This is a genomic window from Rhizobium sp. BK602 (genome assembly GCF_014195095.1).
Taxonomy (GTDB): Bacteria; Pseudomonadota; Alphaproteobacteria; order Rhizobiales; family Rhizobiaceae; genus Rhizobium.
In genome coordinates, this window is the sequence record NZ_JACIBC010000003.1 from 594,214 (window position 1) to 610,430 (window position 16,217).

At 62.0% G+C, this 16,217-nt stretch carries 15 protein-coding genes; 2 read left to right on the forward strand and 13 right to left on the reverse strand.

What is annotated here, in order from left to right; genetic code table 11:
- Nucleotides 1-33: 33 nt before the first annotated feature.
- From FHX11_RS13105 to FHX11_RS13155, 11 genes are all read right to left on the reverse strand, one after another.
- Nucleotides 34-1,656 carry an ABC transporter substrate-binding protein gene (locus FHX11_RS13105; protein WP_184358208.1) on the reverse strand — a complete coding sequence of 541 codons (1,623 nt, stop codon included), beginning with the start codon at nt 1,654-1,656 and terminating at the stop codon, nt 34-36.
- Between the two features lie 63 nt (nt 1,657-1,719).
- Nucleotides 1,720-3,354, reverse strand: a complete 1,635-nt coding sequence (locus FHX11_RS13110; RefSeq protein WP_184358061.1) for an ABC transporter substrate-binding protein — start codon at nt 3,352-3,354, stop codon at nt 1,720-1,722.
- 57 nt (nt 3,355-3,411) lie between these two features.
- Nucleotides 3,412-3,972: a GNAT family N-acetyltransferase gene (locus FHX11_RS13115; RefSeq protein WP_184358062.1), complete on the reverse strand. Its 561-nt coding sequence runs from the start codon at nt 3,970-3,972 to the stop codon at nt 3,412-3,414.
- 82 nt (nt 3,973-4,054) lie between these two features.
- A complete protein-coding gene (locus FHX11_RS13120) occupies nt 4,055-5,056 on the reverse strand; it encodes an MsnO8 family LLM class oxidoreductase (RefSeq protein ID WP_184358063.1) in 1,002 nt (333 codons plus the stop codon).
- 184 nt (nt 5,057-5,240) lie between these two features.
- Nucleotides 5,241-6,926 (reverse strand): ABC transporter ATP-binding protein, encoded by a 1,686-nt coding sequence (locus FHX11_RS13125; protein WP_184358064.1) that lies wholly within the window; start codon nt 6,924-6,926, stop codon nt 5,241-5,243.
- A complete protein-coding gene (locus tag FHX11_RS13130) occupies nt 6,923-7,798 on the reverse strand; it encodes an ABC transporter permease (protein WP_184358065.1) in 876 nt (291 codons plus the stop codon). Before FHX11_RS13130 ends, FHX11_RS13125 begins: the two co-directional genes overlap by 4 nt.
- Nucleotides 7,795-8,745 (reverse strand): ABC transporter permease, encoded by a 951-nt coding sequence (locus FHX11_RS13135; RefSeq protein ID WP_184358066.1) that lies wholly within the window; start codon nt 8,743-8,745, stop codon nt 7,795-7,797. Before FHX11_RS13135 ends, FHX11_RS13130 begins: the two co-directional genes overlap by 4 nt.
- Nucleotides 8,726-10,324, reverse strand: a complete 1,599-nt coding sequence (locus FHX11_RS13140; RefSeq protein WP_246780974.1) for an ABC transporter substrate-binding protein — start codon at nt 10,322-10,324, stop codon at nt 8,726-8,728. Before FHX11_RS13140 ends, FHX11_RS13135 begins: the two co-directional genes overlap by 20 nt.
- A 246-nt stretch (nt 10,325-10,570) precedes the next feature.
- Nucleotides 10,571-10,777, reverse strand: a complete 207-nt coding sequence (locus tag FHX11_RS13145) for a KTSC domain-containing protein (protein ID WP_184358209.1) — start codon at nt 10,775-10,777, stop codon at nt 10,571-10,573.
- An 86-nt stretch (nt 10,778-10,863) separates the two neighbouring features.
- Nucleotides 10,864-11,460 carry a GNAT family N-acetyltransferase gene (locus tag FHX11_RS13150; protein ID WP_184358068.1) on the reverse strand — a complete coding sequence of 199 codons (597 nt, stop codon included), beginning with the start codon at nt 11,458-11,460 and terminating at the stop codon, nt 10,864-10,866.
- Nucleotides 11,461-11,566: 106 nt separating this feature from the next.
- On the reverse strand, nt 11,567-12,340 hold the full coding sequence (locus FHX11_RS13155) for a helix-turn-helix transcriptional regulator (protein ID WP_184358069.1): 774 nt from the start codon (nt 12,338-12,340) through the stop codon (nt 11,567-11,569).
- A gap of 92 nt (nt 12,341-12,432) precedes the next feature.
- Between FHX11_RS13155 and FHX11_RS13160 the strand changes: the two genes are divergently transcribed.
- Nucleotides 12,433-13,332, forward strand: a complete 900-nt coding sequence (locus FHX11_RS13160; protein WP_184358070.1) for a DMT family transporter — start codon at nt 12,433-12,435, stop codon at nt 13,330-13,332.
- Nucleotides 13,333-13,353: 21 nt separating this feature from the next.
- Here the strand turns inward: FHX11_RS13160 and FHX11_RS13165 are convergent, their stop codons facing one another.
- Both FHX11_RS13165 and FHX11_RS13170 read right to left on the reverse strand, forming a co-directional pair.
- Entirely contained in the window at nt 13,354-13,881 is a 528-nt protein-coding gene (locus FHX11_RS13165) for an NUDIX hydrolase (RefSeq protein ID WP_184358071.1), read from the reverse strand.
- Nucleotides 13,882-13,972: 91 nt separating this feature from the next.
- Nucleotides 13,973-14,980, reverse strand: a complete 1,008-nt coding sequence (locus FHX11_RS13170; protein WP_184358072.1) for a LacI family DNA-binding transcriptional regulator — start codon at nt 14,978-14,980, stop codon at nt 13,973-13,975.
- 187 nt (nt 14,981-15,167) lie between these two features.
- Between FHX11_RS13170 and FHX11_RS13175 the strand changes: the two genes are divergently transcribed.
- Nucleotides 15,168-16,196: an ABC transporter substrate-binding protein gene (locus tag FHX11_RS13175; RefSeq protein ID WP_184358073.1), complete on the forward strand. Its 1,029-nt coding sequence runs from the start codon at nt 15,168-15,170 to the stop codon at nt 16,194-16,196.
- Nucleotides 16,197-16,217 lie beyond the last annotated feature (21 nt).

Consider the following 16,217-nt stretch of genomic DNA (forward strand, 5'->3'; position numbering starts at 1 on the left):
GCGCCTTGCGAAGGGCGGCTCTGGTTCAGACCGTCATTCGCTGCGCCAGATGTCGTAGGCGCTCTCCGGCAGTTGCTTGAATGGACGGAAGCCGATGCCCTTCACATAGGAAGCGGCGGCGACCTGATCCTCCGGTTCGTAAAGCGGCAGCGCATAGGCCTGATCGACGATCGCGAAGCGCTGCAGCTTGGCGTAAAGGGCGAAGCGCTCCTTGGCGTCGAGCGTCGCCGAGGCGGCCTTCAGCCAGGAGAGAAGCTCTGGCGCCGAAGCCCGGCTGTAGTTGATCGAACCGCCCTTATCGAGGGGCAGATAGTGATACTCGATGTCGATCGCATCGGTCGGCGTGTTGGAATTGGCGATGGAGCCGAAGACGCCGGTCTTGCGCCGGTCGGTATAGGTACCGGCGTCGACATAGGAAATGGTGAGATCGATGCCGGCATTCTGCCTTGCCTGCGCCTGCAGGGCCTGCAGCAGCACGTCGCGCTGGTCGCGCACCGTTGCCTGTGCCTGGACCACCTCGATCGTCAGGCGTTTGCCATCCTTGGTGCGGAAGCCGTCGGCGTCGCGCGCCGTCCAGCCGGCCTCGTCGAGGAGCTGGTTGGCAAGCTTCGGATCGCTGCCATAGGCGCCCTCGATGCTCTTGTCGTAGAATTGCGTATCGATCGGCGAAGTAATGCCCCAGGCGCGCGTGCGCTCGCCGCGATAGACGGACTTGAGCACCGCATCCACATCGATCGCGGCAACGAGGGCCTTGCGCACCTTGATATCCTGCGTCGGCCCATAGGTGACGTTCAGGAAGAGGGAATAGGGCGTGCCGGTGTTGAGCGCCTTCTGATAGCTGTAGTCCGGGTTATCCTTGAACAATCCGGCATCATTGCCGGAAATACCCTCGATGACATCGACCTGGCCGGAGGTCAGCGCACCGGTGCGCACCGAGGATTCCGGCAGGAAGCGGTAGGTGATCTCATCGAGATAGGCCGGCCCCTGATGGGCAGCGGTCTTCGGCGGCCAGTTGTAGGCCGCATTCTTGACGAAATGGATATCCTGGCCCTTGACGTAACGCTCAAGGATGAAGGGACCGGTGCCGGCGATTTCCGGGCCGCCGGACTTTAACTGCGAGGAGGCGAAAGCCTTGGGCGACAGGATTTCGAGGCTGGCGGCGAAATCGAGGAACGGGGCGTAGACCTCGCTCAGCGTCAGCACGACGGTGTGCGCGTCCACGGCGTTGGCCTCGGCGACCCTCGAAACCGGCCCGGCGCTGTTGCTGCCGGAATAGGCGGCATCCTTGAGCTTGGTGAAATTGGTCACGACCGCGGCCGCATCGAGCTTCTCGCCATCGCTGAAGGTGACGCCGTCGCGCAGCGTGAAGGTATAGGTCTTGCCGTCATCGGAGATCTTGTAGCCGGTGGCCAGCCACGAGACATATCCACCCTCCTTGGTGCGGGCCAGCAGCGACTCGTAGACATTGCGCAGCAAGAGCTTGGTCTTGTCCTGTCCGTTGAGCTGCGGGTTCAGCGTCGCCGGGTCGGTCTCCACGCCCCAGACGAGCTTGCCGCCGCTGACCGGCGTTGCCTCCTGCGAATGAGCGGCAAGAGGCAACAGAACACTCGCAAGCGTGGCGGTCGTAACGTTCAGGAAAGATCGGCGGGAAAACATGTCGGTCATCGTCTCCAGGATGAAAAAGAAGTCTGATCGGTCGCGAAAGCCTTCGCCTTCCGGCTAGGCATCCAGCCAGATGTCGTAGGCATTTTCGGGCAGTTGCTTGAACGGGCGGAAGCCGACCCCGCGCACCTTGGTCGACGCGGCGATCTGGTCCTCGGGAACATAAAGCGGCAGGCCGAAGGCTTGCTCGACGATGGCGAAACGCTGCAACTCGGCGTAGGTGGCAAAGCGTTCCTTTGCGTCGAGGGTGGAGGCGGCCTTGTCCAGCCAGGCGGTAATCTCCGGCGCCTCGGTGCGGCTGTAATTGATCGATCCGCCCTTGTCCGGCGGCAGATAGTGAAAATAGATGGTGACCGCATTCCCCTGATTGGTGGTGGAATTGGGGATGGCGCCGTATTTTCCGCTCTTCTGCCGTTCGGCATAGGTGCCGGAATCGACATTGTTCAGGATAAGTTCGATGCCGGCGCTCTGCCGGGCCTGGGCCTGCAATGCCTGTAGCAGCACGTCGCGCTGGTCACGCAGCGTCACCTGTGACTGTACGATCTCGATCGACAAGCGCGCACCATCCTTGGTGCGGAAGCCATCGGCGTCGCGTGCCGTCCAGCCCGCCTCATCCAGCAATCGATTGGCAAGCTTCGGATCGAAACCATAGCTGCCCTCGATGCTGGCGTCGTAGAAATCCTTGTCCGCCGGCGTCAGGACGCCCCAGGCGCGGGTGCGTTCGCGGCGATAGATGGACTCGACGATCCCCGCAACGTCAACGGCGGCGATCACCGCCCTGCGGACCTTCACATCCTTGGTCGGACCATAGGTGGTGTTGAGATACAGCGTATAGGGCGTGCCGGGATTGAGCGCGCTCTGGTAGGTGAAGTCGGGATTGTCCTTGAAAAGAGCGGCGTCATTGCCGGAAATGCCTTCGATGACATCGACCTGCCCCGATATCAGCGCACCGGTCCGCACCGACGATTCCGGCAACAAACGATAGGTCACCTCGTCGAGATAGGCCGGCCCCTGATGCCCCGCACTTGACGGCGACCATTTGTAATCCGGGTTGCGGACCAGATGGAGTTCCTGGCCCCGGACATAACGGTCGAGGATGAAAGGCCCGGTGCCGGCGATCTCAGGCCCACCGGCCTTGATCTGCGTGGAGGCAAAGGCGCGCGGCGACAGGATATCGATGCTGGCCACACCGTCGAGAAACGGGGCGTAGACGCGGTCAAGCGTCAGGACCACCGTATGCGGATCGGCCGCCTTGGCTTCAATGACGTAGGACAGATAACCGGCGCTGATGCTGCCCGAATATTGCGGTTCCTTCAGTTTCGTGAAGTTCAGCACCACGGCCGCGGCGTCGAATTTCTCCCCGTCGCTGAAGGCGACATCATCGCGCAGCTTGAACGTATAGGTCTTGCCGTCCCTGGAGATTTCATAAGCGGTAGCAAGCCAGGGAACGTATCCGCCATCGGCCGTCCGGGCGAGCAGGGATTCATAGATGTTGCGCAGCACGAGCTTGGCCTTGGCCTGGCCGTTCAGATGCGGGTTCAGCGTGTTCGGCTCGGTTTCGATGCCGTAGACGAGCGAACCGCCCCGACGCGGCGATGCATTGCCCTCGGCATGGGCCGCGCGATGTCCGATGGCCGCCGTCAATGCCGCAGCACCGACGGTACCCATGAAACCTCTTCTCGTTACCATCATATCCCAGTCCCCCGACGCCGTTGAAAGTGATGCTGCCCACAGGCCGATACAGCGGCCCTATTGGGCATGCGCCAGCAATTGCGGCTCGAAACGCTTGTATTCGGCGACTTCCAGCTTCTCGTAGATCTCCGGGTTGAGGATCTTGCGCAGAAGGAGGATTTCGTCGTCGTGCCGGATATGCTTGTAGAAACCCTCATAGCCACGGCGCTCATAGATGCCGACCAGCCAGGGATGCCGGGTCGCGGTCGCCAGATAGACGGCCGGCGCCTTGATCTGATCACGCAGGAAAGCCAGCTCCACATGGTCCAGTAGCGTGCTGCCGATCGATTGCCGCTTGAAGTCCGGCGAAACGGCGAACCAGTGAATGAACGGGTAGCTCGCCAGATGATTTTCGCCGGTCGGCCAGGGAAAGCGCACGGAGACCGTGGCGATGATCTCTCCGTCACGCTCGAGAACGAAGCTCGTATGCCGGCGGATCGTCTCACGCACCAGAACGACATCGGCCGTGGTGGCCGTGAAGCGGATGTTCATCTCCTTCAGCGGCTGGTACGCCGCGTGCAGCAGGCGATGCAAGGCCGGCGCATCGTCGGCCGTGGCTATGCGGATGCTGTCACTCATCGCGAGGCGGCCTCCTTGCCGCGTTCGGCGTGCCTGCCCCACGGCAGGCTGCGAATGGCTGATATGCGGGGAAACAGGCTCATCATGCCGCGACGGAGAGATGCGCCGCGGCCAGCAGCTCGATCGAGGCAAGACGCGCTACCTTGTCGGTCACCGGGCAGTCGAGAATGAATTCGGCGACGCCGTAGCGCCGATGCAGCCGGTCCAGCTCGGCATGGATGCCGGAAGCGGTGCCGCGAAAGACGCCGGGCATCTTTTCCTCGATCCGGTAATCCGTCACGCCCGCCTGCCGGACATATTCCTCCGCCTGGGCAAGGCTGCCGACGGTAACGCTCTGACCGCCCTTCACCTCGACCTTGAAGCGCCGGAGATCGCCGGTAAGGCGTTCGGCCGCCTGATCGCTCGCGGCGGCGATGACGCCGATGGCAAGCACGGGAACCCTACCGCCGCTTGCATCGCGATAGGTCCTCAGCACTTGATCGAGCTGGGCCTCATCGCCATTGAGATGGCCCGCATAGACGAACTCCCAACCGTGAGCCGCCGCCAGTTCAGCGCTCTCGACGCTGGCGCCGAGCAGGAAGCGCTTCAGCGGAACGGCCGGTATCGGATAGGCGCGGAGGCTTTCCTCCGCATCCTCCGCCGCCTCGCCGCCAAGAAAGATGCTGAGATCAGCCAATTGCTGCGCGAATGTCGGCTTGCGCGCCGGATCGAAAGCGCCCTGCAGCGCCCGCGTCGACAGAGGAAGCCCGCCGGGCGCCTTTCCGACCCCGAGATCGACACGACCGGGCGCCAGCGTGGCGAGAAGATGAAAGTTCTCGGCGACCTTGTAGGCGCTGTAATGCTGTAGCATCACCCCGCCGGAACCAATCCTGATCCGCGACGTGTGCGCCAGCAGATAGGCGATCAGCACTTCCGGCGACGAGCTTGCAAGTCGCGCATTATTATGATGCTCGGCCACCCAGAAGCGGCGGAACCCCCAGCGCTCGGCCCGCTGCGCCAAAGCAAGCGTCCGGGCCAAAGCCTCGGCCGCCGGCTCCTCGCCGTCAATCGGACTTTTGTCGAGCAAACTCAACGCGTAACTCATCTGACCTGCCATGAAAGCTTCAAATTATACATTTAATCTATATGTTTAATGTATAAATCAGCCGAGAAAAGAAATTCCAATCTGGATGGGTGACGAAGAATGTCTTTCGGCCGGTCACCGCATCCGCTTTCGGCCAGGCATCCCGATGAAAGCCTTATGCCCGGATTTCAGACCGCCCTCACGCCTAGGCCGACAGCGTGGGCACGGAGGCGATCAGATTGCGCGTATAGGCATGCTGCGGGTGATTGAAGACCCGCTCCGCCGGCCCCGTCTCCACAATCGCGCCATCCTTCATGACCGCGATCCTGTGGCTCATATGCTGGACCACGCCGAGATCATGGGAAATGAAGACCATCGATAGGCCCAGCCGTCCCTGCAGATCGACCAGCAAATCCAGCACCTGCGCCTGCGTCGTGACATCGAGCGCGGATACCGGCTCGTCGCAGATCAAGAGCTTCGGCTCGGCGGCAAGCGCCTGGGCGATGGAGACGCGCTGCCGCTGGCCGCCGGACAGAGTGTTCGGCCGGCGCGGCAGGAGATCCGGCGACAGGCCGACCAATTCGATCAGCTCGGCAATCCTGGACCGCCGCGCCGCCCGGTCGAGCCCACGGCGCAGCACGAGCGGTTGCTCGATGATGCGCTCGACCGTGAAGCGCGGATCGAAGGAGCCGAGTGGATCCTGGCTGATGGTCTGGATCAGGCAGCGCAAGGGACGCCGCTCGGATTCGGAAAGTGCGTTCCACGGCTTTCCCTCGAACAGCACCTCGCCACTCTGCGGACGGCGGAGCGCGAGGGCGACCTTGCCGAGCGTCGACTTGCCGGAACCGGATTCACCGACGATGCCGAGCGTCTCGCCCCGGCCAACCTCCAGCGAAACCTTCTTTACCGCATCAAGAAGGCTGCCATCGGCACGCTTGAAGCTCACGGAGACATCGCGGACCTCAAGCAATGGCGCGCCGGCTTCGACGGCAGTCCTGCGGATCGGTGCGGCATCGCTCCTGCTCAGCCAGTGCCCACGCGTCGCCGCCGTCGGCACGGCCGCCAACAGGCGGCGCGTATACTCGTGTCTTGGCGACGACAGCACCACACGGGCCGGACCAGCCTCCACGACCTCGCCATTCTGCATCACCAGAACGCGGTCGGCGAGCTGCGCGGCCACGGCAAGATCATGGGTGATGATCAGGACGGCATGGCCGGCGCGGGCCAGCTCCTTGAAGACGGCAAGGACCTGTCGCTGCACCGTCACATCCAGCGCCGTCGTCGGTTCGTCGGCTATCAGCAGGCGCGGCTCGGCGGCAAGCGCCGAGGCGATCAACGCCCTTTGCCGCAACCCGCCGGAAAGCTCATGCGGATATTGGGCAACGCGATGTTCGGGATCAGGAATACCCGCCCGGCCGAGCAGTTCCTCGACACGGCGGGCGACTTGCGACCGGGGCAGCAGACGATGCGCCAGAATGGGCTCGGCCACTTCGCGCCCGACCGTCCGCAACGGATCGAGCGAGACGAGCGCGTCCTGCAGGACGAAGCCGACCTCCCGGCCGCGTAGCCGGCGCCAGGCCTTTTCGGAGAGACCGAGAAGATCGAGCGAGCGTCCATCATGCCCAACCATCGACATCGCTTCCGCCCGAACCTCGGCGCGAGCACCGGCGAGGCCGACAAGCGTGCGGGCCGTCACCGATTTGCCCGATCCGGATTCGCCGACCAGCGCCAAAATCTCGCCGGCGGCGATCTGAAAGGACACATCCCTGACCGCCTGGACCCGGCCACGCGGTGTCGGAAAGGCAACGCTCAGTCCCCTCACGTCAAGCAATGCGGGACGGCTTGCGGGTGCGGCAACGAAATGGCTTTGCGAGATATTGTTGAGGTTCAATGCGCCTCCCCCTTCGACAGGAGATTCTGCAGCCGGCGGCCGAGAAGAGTGATCGAAATGACGGAGGCGGCCACGACGGTCGCCGGCAACAGGCTGGTCCAGGGTGCTATATCCAGGAAGTTTCGGCCGTTGGCGAGCAAGGCTCCCCATTCGGGCGCCGGCGGCACGACGCCGAGGCCGAGGAAGCTCAGAGCCGAAGCGGAGAGAACGGAGCTTCCGACCCCGATCGTCGCCAGGATCAGCAGAGGGCGAACCGTGTTCGGAATGATGTGGCGGATAATGATCGTCCAGGGATGTTCGCCGAGCGTGACGGCATGCTCGACATAGCCGGAGAGCCGCACCTGCAGGACCTGCGAGCGCACCAGCCGCGCATAGGAAGCGATGCTGGAAAGCCCGACGGCGAGCAGCGTGTTGGCCGGTCCGCGCCCGAGCACGGCGATCACCAGCAGCGCCAGCAACATTTCGGGGAAAGCGAGCAGGATATCGATCAGGCGGACAAGCACGCGACTGACCAGCTTGGGAGCAAGCGCTGCCGCCGTTCCCAGCAGAATGCCGCCGATGGTGGCGATCAGCGTCGCACCGACGCCGATGGCAAGCGACATCGAGGTTCCGTGGACGACACGGGAAAATAGGTCGCGGCCGAGCTCGTCCGTCCCGAACCAATGCGTGAGATCCGGCGGCATCAACACGAGGTCGGGGTCGACCGCCTCCGGATCGAGGGCCGTGAACCATTGCGGCGCCCAGGTTGCCAGCGCCAGCACAGCGACCGCGGCGAGCGGCACCAGCAGGCCGGGGGCGAGCCAGGGATTGGCAAGAGAGCCACCATCGCCGCGTCGGCGCTGCACCTGGTCGACGAGGTCCGCGCTGCTCATTGCGCCGTTCTCCGCAGTCTTGGATCGATGAGCAGATAGAGCGCATCGACCAGCAGGTTGATGATGACGAAGACGCAGGCCGACAGCATCACGAGGCCGAGCACCAGCGGCATGTCGCGGGTCTTGATCGCCTGCAGCGTGATCTGGCCGATACCGGAACGGCCGAACACGGTTTCGGTCAGGATCGAGCCGCCAAGGGTGCTGGCAAACAGCGTGCCGGTGAGAGTGGATGCGGCAAGTGCGGCGTGGCGCAGCCCATGACGAACCCGGAGCAGCGTCTCACCGACGCCGCGGGCGCGCACCGTCAATGCGAATGGCTGGGCAAGAGCCTCCTCCAACCCGTCGCGCAGGACCTGGCTCAAGAGTGCCGCGAGCGGCAGGCTGAGCGCGATAGACGGCAGCACAAGGGCAGAAAATCCGTCATTCCCGGTCACCGGAAACCATTGCAGCCGGAAGCTGAAGAGCGACAGCAGCACGATGCCGATCCAGTAGACGGGCGTACTCAGCAGGACCAGCTCAAGGCTGGATAGCGTGACCGCCAGCCCTCTCCTACGCCCGGCGGTTGCCAATGCCACGGTGATCGCGAGGCTGAGTGCGATGACGATGGCGCTTCCCGCCAATTGCAGCGTCGGCCCGGCGGCTTCCAGGATGACGTCAACGACAGGCTGGCGATATTGATAGCTTTCCCCGAAATTGCCGAGCAGCGCCTGGCCGATATAGCGGCCATATTGCAGCAGCAGCGGCTGATCCAGGCCATATTGCCGGACCAGCGCCTCGCGCTCGGCGGCATCGACGATGTTTTCGCCGCCGGTGAGGATCGATACCGGGTCGCCGGGAATGAGCTTGACGGCAATGAAAGCGATCGTCGCCGCGCCCCACAACACGGCGACGATCACACCCAGCCGCCTCGCGACGGCATGGATCAGGTTACGGTGCGAGCCAGGCATCGTAGAAATTCGGCTTTGCGTTGGTCGCCCAGTTGATGCCGAGCAGCTTCTTGGAAGCGCCGAGCTGGTAGGCCGCGATATAGCGCGGCACCGCATAGGCCTGCTCGATGATCTCCGCCTGGATCTCCCCATAGAGCTGCTTGCGCTCGGCGTCGCTCGCGCCGATCGCCTTGCTCAGCTTGTCGTCAAGGCTGGCGATGCGTGCATAATTCGCGCCGTTCGGCGGCGCATAGGCGGAATGGAACACCGTGCGCAGGATGTCGGGCTCGGCTCGCACATAATAGAGCGAGACGAGATCGTAATCATTGGCGCCGGTACGCGCGGTGAAGCCGCCGGCATCGACCGGATCGAGCTGAAGATCGAAGCCCGCCTGGCGCACCTGATACTGTGCCGCCTGGGCAAGCGTGATATCGGAATCGCCGACCTGGGCACTGTCATAGACGTAATGCAGCGTCAGGCGCTGGCCGTCCTTCTTGCGAATGCCATCGGCATCCTTCTCCTTCCAGCCAGCCTCGTCGAGCAGGCGGTTCGCCTTGGCGACATCGAAGCCCCATTTGGCTTTGAGACCGGGATCGTAATAGAGCGTCGAGGGTCCAAGGATATTGTCGGCCGTTTTCAGCGTGCCGAAATAGGCGGCCTTCACGGCCGCGGCGACATTGACCGCGCTCTGAAACGCCTGTCGAACCTTGACCTCCTTGAAGGGGCCCTTCGAGGTATTCAGGAAGAAGGCGCTGCTGACGCCCGGATTTTCCTTCGTCACGACCTGCAGCGCGCCATTGCCCTGCACGGAGCGGAAATTGGCAGGCGGAACGGCGTCGATCGCCTGCACCTGGCCGCTCGCGAGTGCACCCAGGCGAACCGATGCTTCCGGCAGATACTTGAAATCGATCTCATCGAAGTGAGCGGGGCCTGTATGGGTCGCATAACCTGGCCCCCAATTGTAGTCGGCGCGGCGGCTGAGCTTGCTGCCATTACCCTTCACATAGCTGTCGAGAATGTAGGGACCGGAGCCGACGACGGTATTGGTCGTGTTCGTCGCCTTCTGCAAATAGGCCGAAGATTGGATGCCGAGATAGGGCAGGCTGAGGCCCTGCAGAAGCGGCGCGAAAGACTGGCGATAGTGGATGACGACCGTGGATGCGTCCGGCGCCTCGATCTTGTCGACTGGTCCGAGCAGCGATTTCGCGTAGCTCGAGGTGGTTTTCGGATCGAGGATGCGGTCGAAATTATATTTGACCGCGGCAGCATCGAGAGGCGTGCCGTCGCTGAAGGTCACGCCCTTGCGTAGATGGAACGTATAGACGGTGTTGTCAGGATTGATCTCCCAGCGCTCGGCGAGCCAGGGCTTGAAGCTGTTGTCCTCGGCCTGGCCGACGAGCGAGTCGACGATGTTGCGGGTGATGACCGCCGTGATCGAGCTGCCTGTGATCGACGGGTCGATGATTGCCGTGTCTGTTCCCAGACCGACCTTCAGAACACCGCCATCGACCGGCTTGGCGCTGTCGGATGCTGCGAAGGCATGAGGAGCGGCCAAGGAAAGAAATGAAAAGGCGACGGCAGCGCGAATGCTGCCTCGCAATGGAAATCCAGAAACTGCACGACCCATACTCTAAGCCCCGATGCTGAAAACGATCGAATGTGATCGGTCTGCCCGCGCCCAAAGGAAGAGGCGTTCGGCAATCCGCGCTTAGAATATTGTCTATTAAATTAGTGGACTAAAGGCATTCTGGTTCTTTTGCCGCAAGCTTCGAAAAATACCGTTTCAAACTTGCGCCATCATTTGTCCGTTGACGCCTGCCGTCCAGCGCCCGGCATCGTCAAGCGTTTAGGCAACGCGTTCGAAGCGGGTGCGGATATGCTCGATGTAATGCTGGCCGGGCGAAGCGGCCTTGACCATGGCAAGAGCTGCCTTTTCCGGAACCCCGGTAAACAGGCGCTCCTCGCCGTTCTTGAAGCGAATATAAAGACGTCCGTCCTCCGGGTGGAAAGCGACGGATTTAATGATTTTCGATGAAACCGGAAACTCTTTCATGGCGCCCTCTTCTTTGAAGCGGTTATCCCATGAAAACCCCAACATCAGGTGAAGTGACCTAGTTAAGGAAGAGTAGTCTGCAACCATCAGTTTTTATCGAACGGCGGAACGGTCTCCGGCACCGTTCCGTCACCCTCCCCCAAAGCCCGCTGCATCAACACCGTATCGACCCACTGGCCAAGCTTGAAACCAGCGGATTTGAACGTTCCGATGGGCTGAAATCCCATGCGCCGGTGCAGGGCGAGTGAGCCGGCATTGCCGCTATTGCCGATGACGGCCAGCATCTGCCGCCAGGGTCCCCTCTCGCAGCGGACAATGAGCTCCTGTAAAAGCGCGGTGCCGACGCCCCGACCACCCAACCCATCCGCGACGTAGACCGAATCCTCGATCGAGAAACGATAGGCCGGGCGGGGCCGATAGGCGGTCGCATAGCAGTAGCCGACGATGTCGCCATTCAATTCGGCAACCAGATAGGGCAGCCTCATGGCGAGAACAGCTGCCCGACGCGAACGAAGTTCATCGACCGACGGCGGCACCTCCTCGAATGTCGCCAATCCGTGGAGAACATGATGAGCATAGATATCGCGGATAGCCCCCATATCCGCATCGCTTGCATCGCGAATGACGAGCCGATCCCGCTCAACGGATATGTCTTGCTCTTCCACGCTCTGCTCGCTTTTCATCGCACACTCTCTTCAACAAGCTGTTGCCTTCAACGTCGCATCATGGAGAACCACCAATCATAAGTGAAGTTTTTTGAAATTATGCGAGATATAAGGGAAACTTTGCCTAGCGCCCGATCCGATATTGCTCCGGGGTCTTGCCGGACAAGCGTTTGAACATGGCGATGAAGGCCGACGGCGTGCTGTAGCCGAGATCGAAGGCGATGGCCTGGATGGTCCGGCCCTTGTCAAGCCATTCGACGGCACGCAGGAAGCGCATCCGCTGCCGCCATTCCCCCAGCGACATGCCGAGTTCGCGCTGACAGCGCCGCTCCAGCGTGCGCACCGTCATGTGGAAACGTCCGGCCCACGCCGCCAGCAGCAGGTCGCTCGCGGGCTCGGCTTGCAGCGCATCGAGAACCGACTGGATCTCAGGCGAAGCGGCGTGAGGCAGGTAAGCATCATGCGGCTGCGCGATCTCGATCTGGTCGAGCAGAACCGCGGCGAGCCGCCGATCGCGATCGCTCTCCGGCACATGAATGTCGCGTTCGGCGAAATCGACGAGGATCGCGCGCATGATCGGGCTCAGCTCCAGCGCGCAAGGCCGGTCGGAGATCCTTTGAGAACACGTAGCCGACACATAGACCGAGCGGTAGGCCGTGGCCGCCTCGTTATAGGCGCTATGTTGCCAGCGAGGCGGAATCCAGACGGCATAATGCGGCGGCGACAGAAAGCGCTTTCCTTCAACATCGATATGCATCGAACCGTAGGAGACGAAGCTCAATTGCCCGAAGACATGCGCATGCGGCGCCATATAGGTATCAGGCCCAAAATCCTCAGCGCGGAAATAGACATCTGACGGCAGGTCCCGCAAAGGCGGCGGCACGGCGATGGTGGGCATGTGTCAGCCTCGCATTATCCTTTGTCGTAAATAAAGTATATACTGAAAAGACGACGCGCTCTACGCTGGCCCGGACCAATCGGGTAAAGCGGATGAGCTACAGTCTTCTTCTCATCACGGCATTGATCTGGGGCGGCAACGCCATCGTGACGAAGGCCTCGGCCGGCGTCATCTCCGCGTCGGAAATCGCCTTCTACCGCTGGGTCGTCGCAATCGCCGTCCTGACGCCGTTCGTCATTCGCCCGATCTGGATGAACCGCGCGCTGCTCGTCGCACATGGCTGGCGTCTGCTGATCCTCGGGCTCCTCGGTGGTGCGGGTCTGCCCTATCTCTCCTATATCGCCGCCCGCTATACCTCGGCCATGCATCTCGGGGTCATTCAGTCGCTGATGCCGCTGCTGTCTCTCGTTCTCGCCATCATCCTGCTTGGCCATCGGATGACCTATGGCGCGGTGGCGGGCGGGATCGTCTCCCTGTTCGGCGTTGCGCTGGTCGCCTCGCAGGGGCACATCGCGATCCTCCTCACGCAGGGCCCGAACATCGGCGATGCGATCATGCTCGCCGCAACGATCTGCTATGCGCTCTACACCGTTCTGCTGAAGCGCTGGCCGATCGGCGTCCCCTTGCTGCAGTCTCTTTATCTTCAGGCATGCGCGGCCGCCCTCGTGCTGCTGCCGATCTATGTGCTCTCGCCGCGGCAGGGCATCGCCATCGCCAGTCTGCCGCTGATTGCCTATGCCGGTATCGCCGCCTCCATCGTCGCCCCTCTCCTATGGATGCGCGGCATCCATCACATCGGGCCTGCCCGGGCCTCGCTGTTCTTCAACTTCGTGCCGGTCGCGACCGCGATCCTGGCAATCCCGCTGCTCTCCGAGCAGCTCACGGCCAGTCTGGTGCTTGGCGGCGTCATGACCATGAGCGGCGTTATCCTTGCCGAACTCTGGCGCCGCCCGTTCCGTAGCCGATCTCGCGAGTCCGCCAGCCCGGCATGACGTCAAAAATCGCGGCTCTTTCTATGGAAAACGCGAGAGCTTCTTCTTGGCGGCGGGGGATTTGCGCAGCTTGGTCGCCACCATGCTCAACAGACCCTTGAGTTCCGGCTCCCAGACGCGCGTCGCCGCCTCATGGGGCGCCTGCCAGGTGAGCACGCGCTGGCCGCGCTCGGGAAATTCCGTTTCAAGCGCCGAAACCTCGAGAAGATGAACCTGGACGAGCGATGGAACCCGTTCGCCTGTGTCGAGCGACTTGAGATAGGTGTAATAGCCGAACGGCTTCTTCTTTGCCTTGCCCTTGACGCCCGCCTCCTCCCAGGCCTCGCGCTCGGCGACCTGATGCGGCAGCTTCTTGTCCATCGGCCATCCCTTGGGAATGACCCAGCGGCCGCTTTCCCGCGAGGTGATCAGCAGGATTTCGATCTCGTCGCCGGGCGGCCGTCTGCGATAGCAGAGCGCAGCATATTGCTCGATCGTTCGTCCGTGAAAAAGCTTGTCCGCTTCACCCGCCAACTGCGCCAGATAGGTCTTGGTCTTCTTTCTAGACATCGGTTCCCATGGCAGATCGTCTATAGGCTGGAGATGCCGCACCTGCGGCCATGAAGGGATCGATCGATGTCAATTCAGGTTTTGACAAAACTCACCCTCCCCGGACAGAACCGCGCCAAACCAGATCGGCATGCAATGTCAACGCATGACCATCGGGCGCATCCTCCCATCCTTCCACAAGCCAGGTCACGGCCTCGCGCGCGATCGTAACGACCGGCTGGGCAAAGGTCGTCAAATGATATGAGGTCCAGGAGGCCTGCTCGATATCGTCGAAGCCAGCGATGCAGAGCTGTTCGGGAATCGACAGCGAAAACTGGTGCCGCGCCGCATCCATGAAACCGCATGCCAGAAGATCGGTCGCGCAAAATACGGCGTCGGGCCTTTCCTTTCTGGTCAACATCCGCTGCGCGACGATCTGTCCGGCTTCGTATCCGGTCGAGCCATGCCGCTCGACGATGACATCCAGACCCTGCGCCTTGGCCGCGGCGACAAAGCCCTGCTCCCGCGCCATCAGGCTCGGCGTTCCCGCTTGCGAATTGGCGAATGCAAGCCTGGTACAGCCTGCGCGAAGGAAGGCGGTAACAACGCGGCCCGCCGCTTCGCGGTCATCCAGATTGATGCGCAGCGGCCCCGGCTGATCGTCGTCGCGATTGATCAGAACAAGCCGTTGACCGCTGCGCAGACAGAGCTGCGCGATCGATTTGTCGGGCAGGCCGGAAAGGATGATCGAGGCATCGGCCCGGTACCTTATGGCCTGGCGCAGCGCAAGATCGACGCTGCCGTCGGAACGGTCGGTATTGATCAGCATGGCAACCTTGCCGGCGGCCTGCAATTGCTGCGTCAATTCCCGCAGCAATGCGGACCGATAGGGCGTGGCGACGTCGGAGACGATCAGGCTGACGATACCGCTTTCATTGCGCATCAGGCCACGCGCAAGGTGATTGACGTGATAGCCGAGCTCCTCGGCCGCCTCCATCACCTTGATCCTGGTCTTCTCGGAAACACTCGCCCCCGGCGTGAAGGCACGGGAAACGGCCGAACGCGATACGCCCGCCTTCCTGGCCACCTCCTCGGCGCTGACGAAAACCTTTTCCGACAAGTGCTGTCCCCATGCTGCTGAAGATGCTGATTGTGCATGATTTGCAATCGTGTGCAATATTGCTCGATGCATCCTTTGTAAAACTTTTATGACAAGCCTGTTGACACGAGCATATGGCTCATGCAGCATTTGCACACGCTTGCAAAAGCGGATGGCGTGGAGGCGCCATCACGACCAGGAGGACATCATGCGATCGGTTAAATTGGCCGCGGCCGTGCTTGCCGCCGGCGTATCTTTTATTGCCTATTCCGCCCATGCCGCGGGCGAGCTCAATGTTATATGCTCGGCCGATCCGACGGTCTGCGACCTGATGAAGGAACTGTTCGAGAAACAATCCGACATCAAGGTCAACATGGTCCGGCTTTCGGCGGGCGAGACCTATGCGAAGATTCGCGCCGAGGCGCGCAATCCGAAAACGGATATCTGGTGGGCGGGCACCGGCGACCCGCATCTGCAGGCTGCGGCCGAGGGTCTGACGCAGGAGTACAAATCGCCACTCTTCGACCAGCTTCAGGATTGGGCGAAAAAGCAGGCCGAAAGCGCCAAGTACCGGACGGTCGGCGTCTATGCCGGCGCGCTCGGTTGGGGTTACAACACGGCGATCCTGGAAAAGAAGGGGCTCAAGGAGCCAAAGTGCTGGGCCGATCTGCTGGATCCCTCCTACAAGGGTGAAATCCAGATCGCCAATCCGAACTCCTCCGGCACATCCTACAACACGTTGGCGACGCTGGTGCAGATCATGGGCGAGGACAAGGCTTTCGATTACCTGTCCAAGCTCAACGCCAATGTCTCGCAATATACCAAATCCGGTTCCGCTCCGGTCAAGGCGGCCGCCCGCGGCGAGTCCACCATCGGCATCGTCTTCATGCACGATGCCGTTGCCCAGACCGTCGAGGGCTTCCCGATCAAGGCCGTCGCGCCGTGCGAGGGCACCGGCTACGAAATCGGCTCCATGTCGATCGTCAAGGGCGCCAAGAACCTCGAAAACGCCGAGAAATGGTACGATTGGGCCCTGAGCGCCGAGGTGCAGTCTCACATGAAGGATGCGAAGTCCTACCAGCTGCCGTCGAACAAGTCGGCGGCGGTTCCGAAGGAAGCGCCGAAGTTCGAGGATATCAAGCTCATCGATTACGATTTTGCGAAATATGGCGACCCGACGGTTCGCAAGGCACTTCTTGCCCGCTGGGACAAGGAGATCGGCGCGAAGGCCAATTGATGCCCGGCTGCGACCAGATGC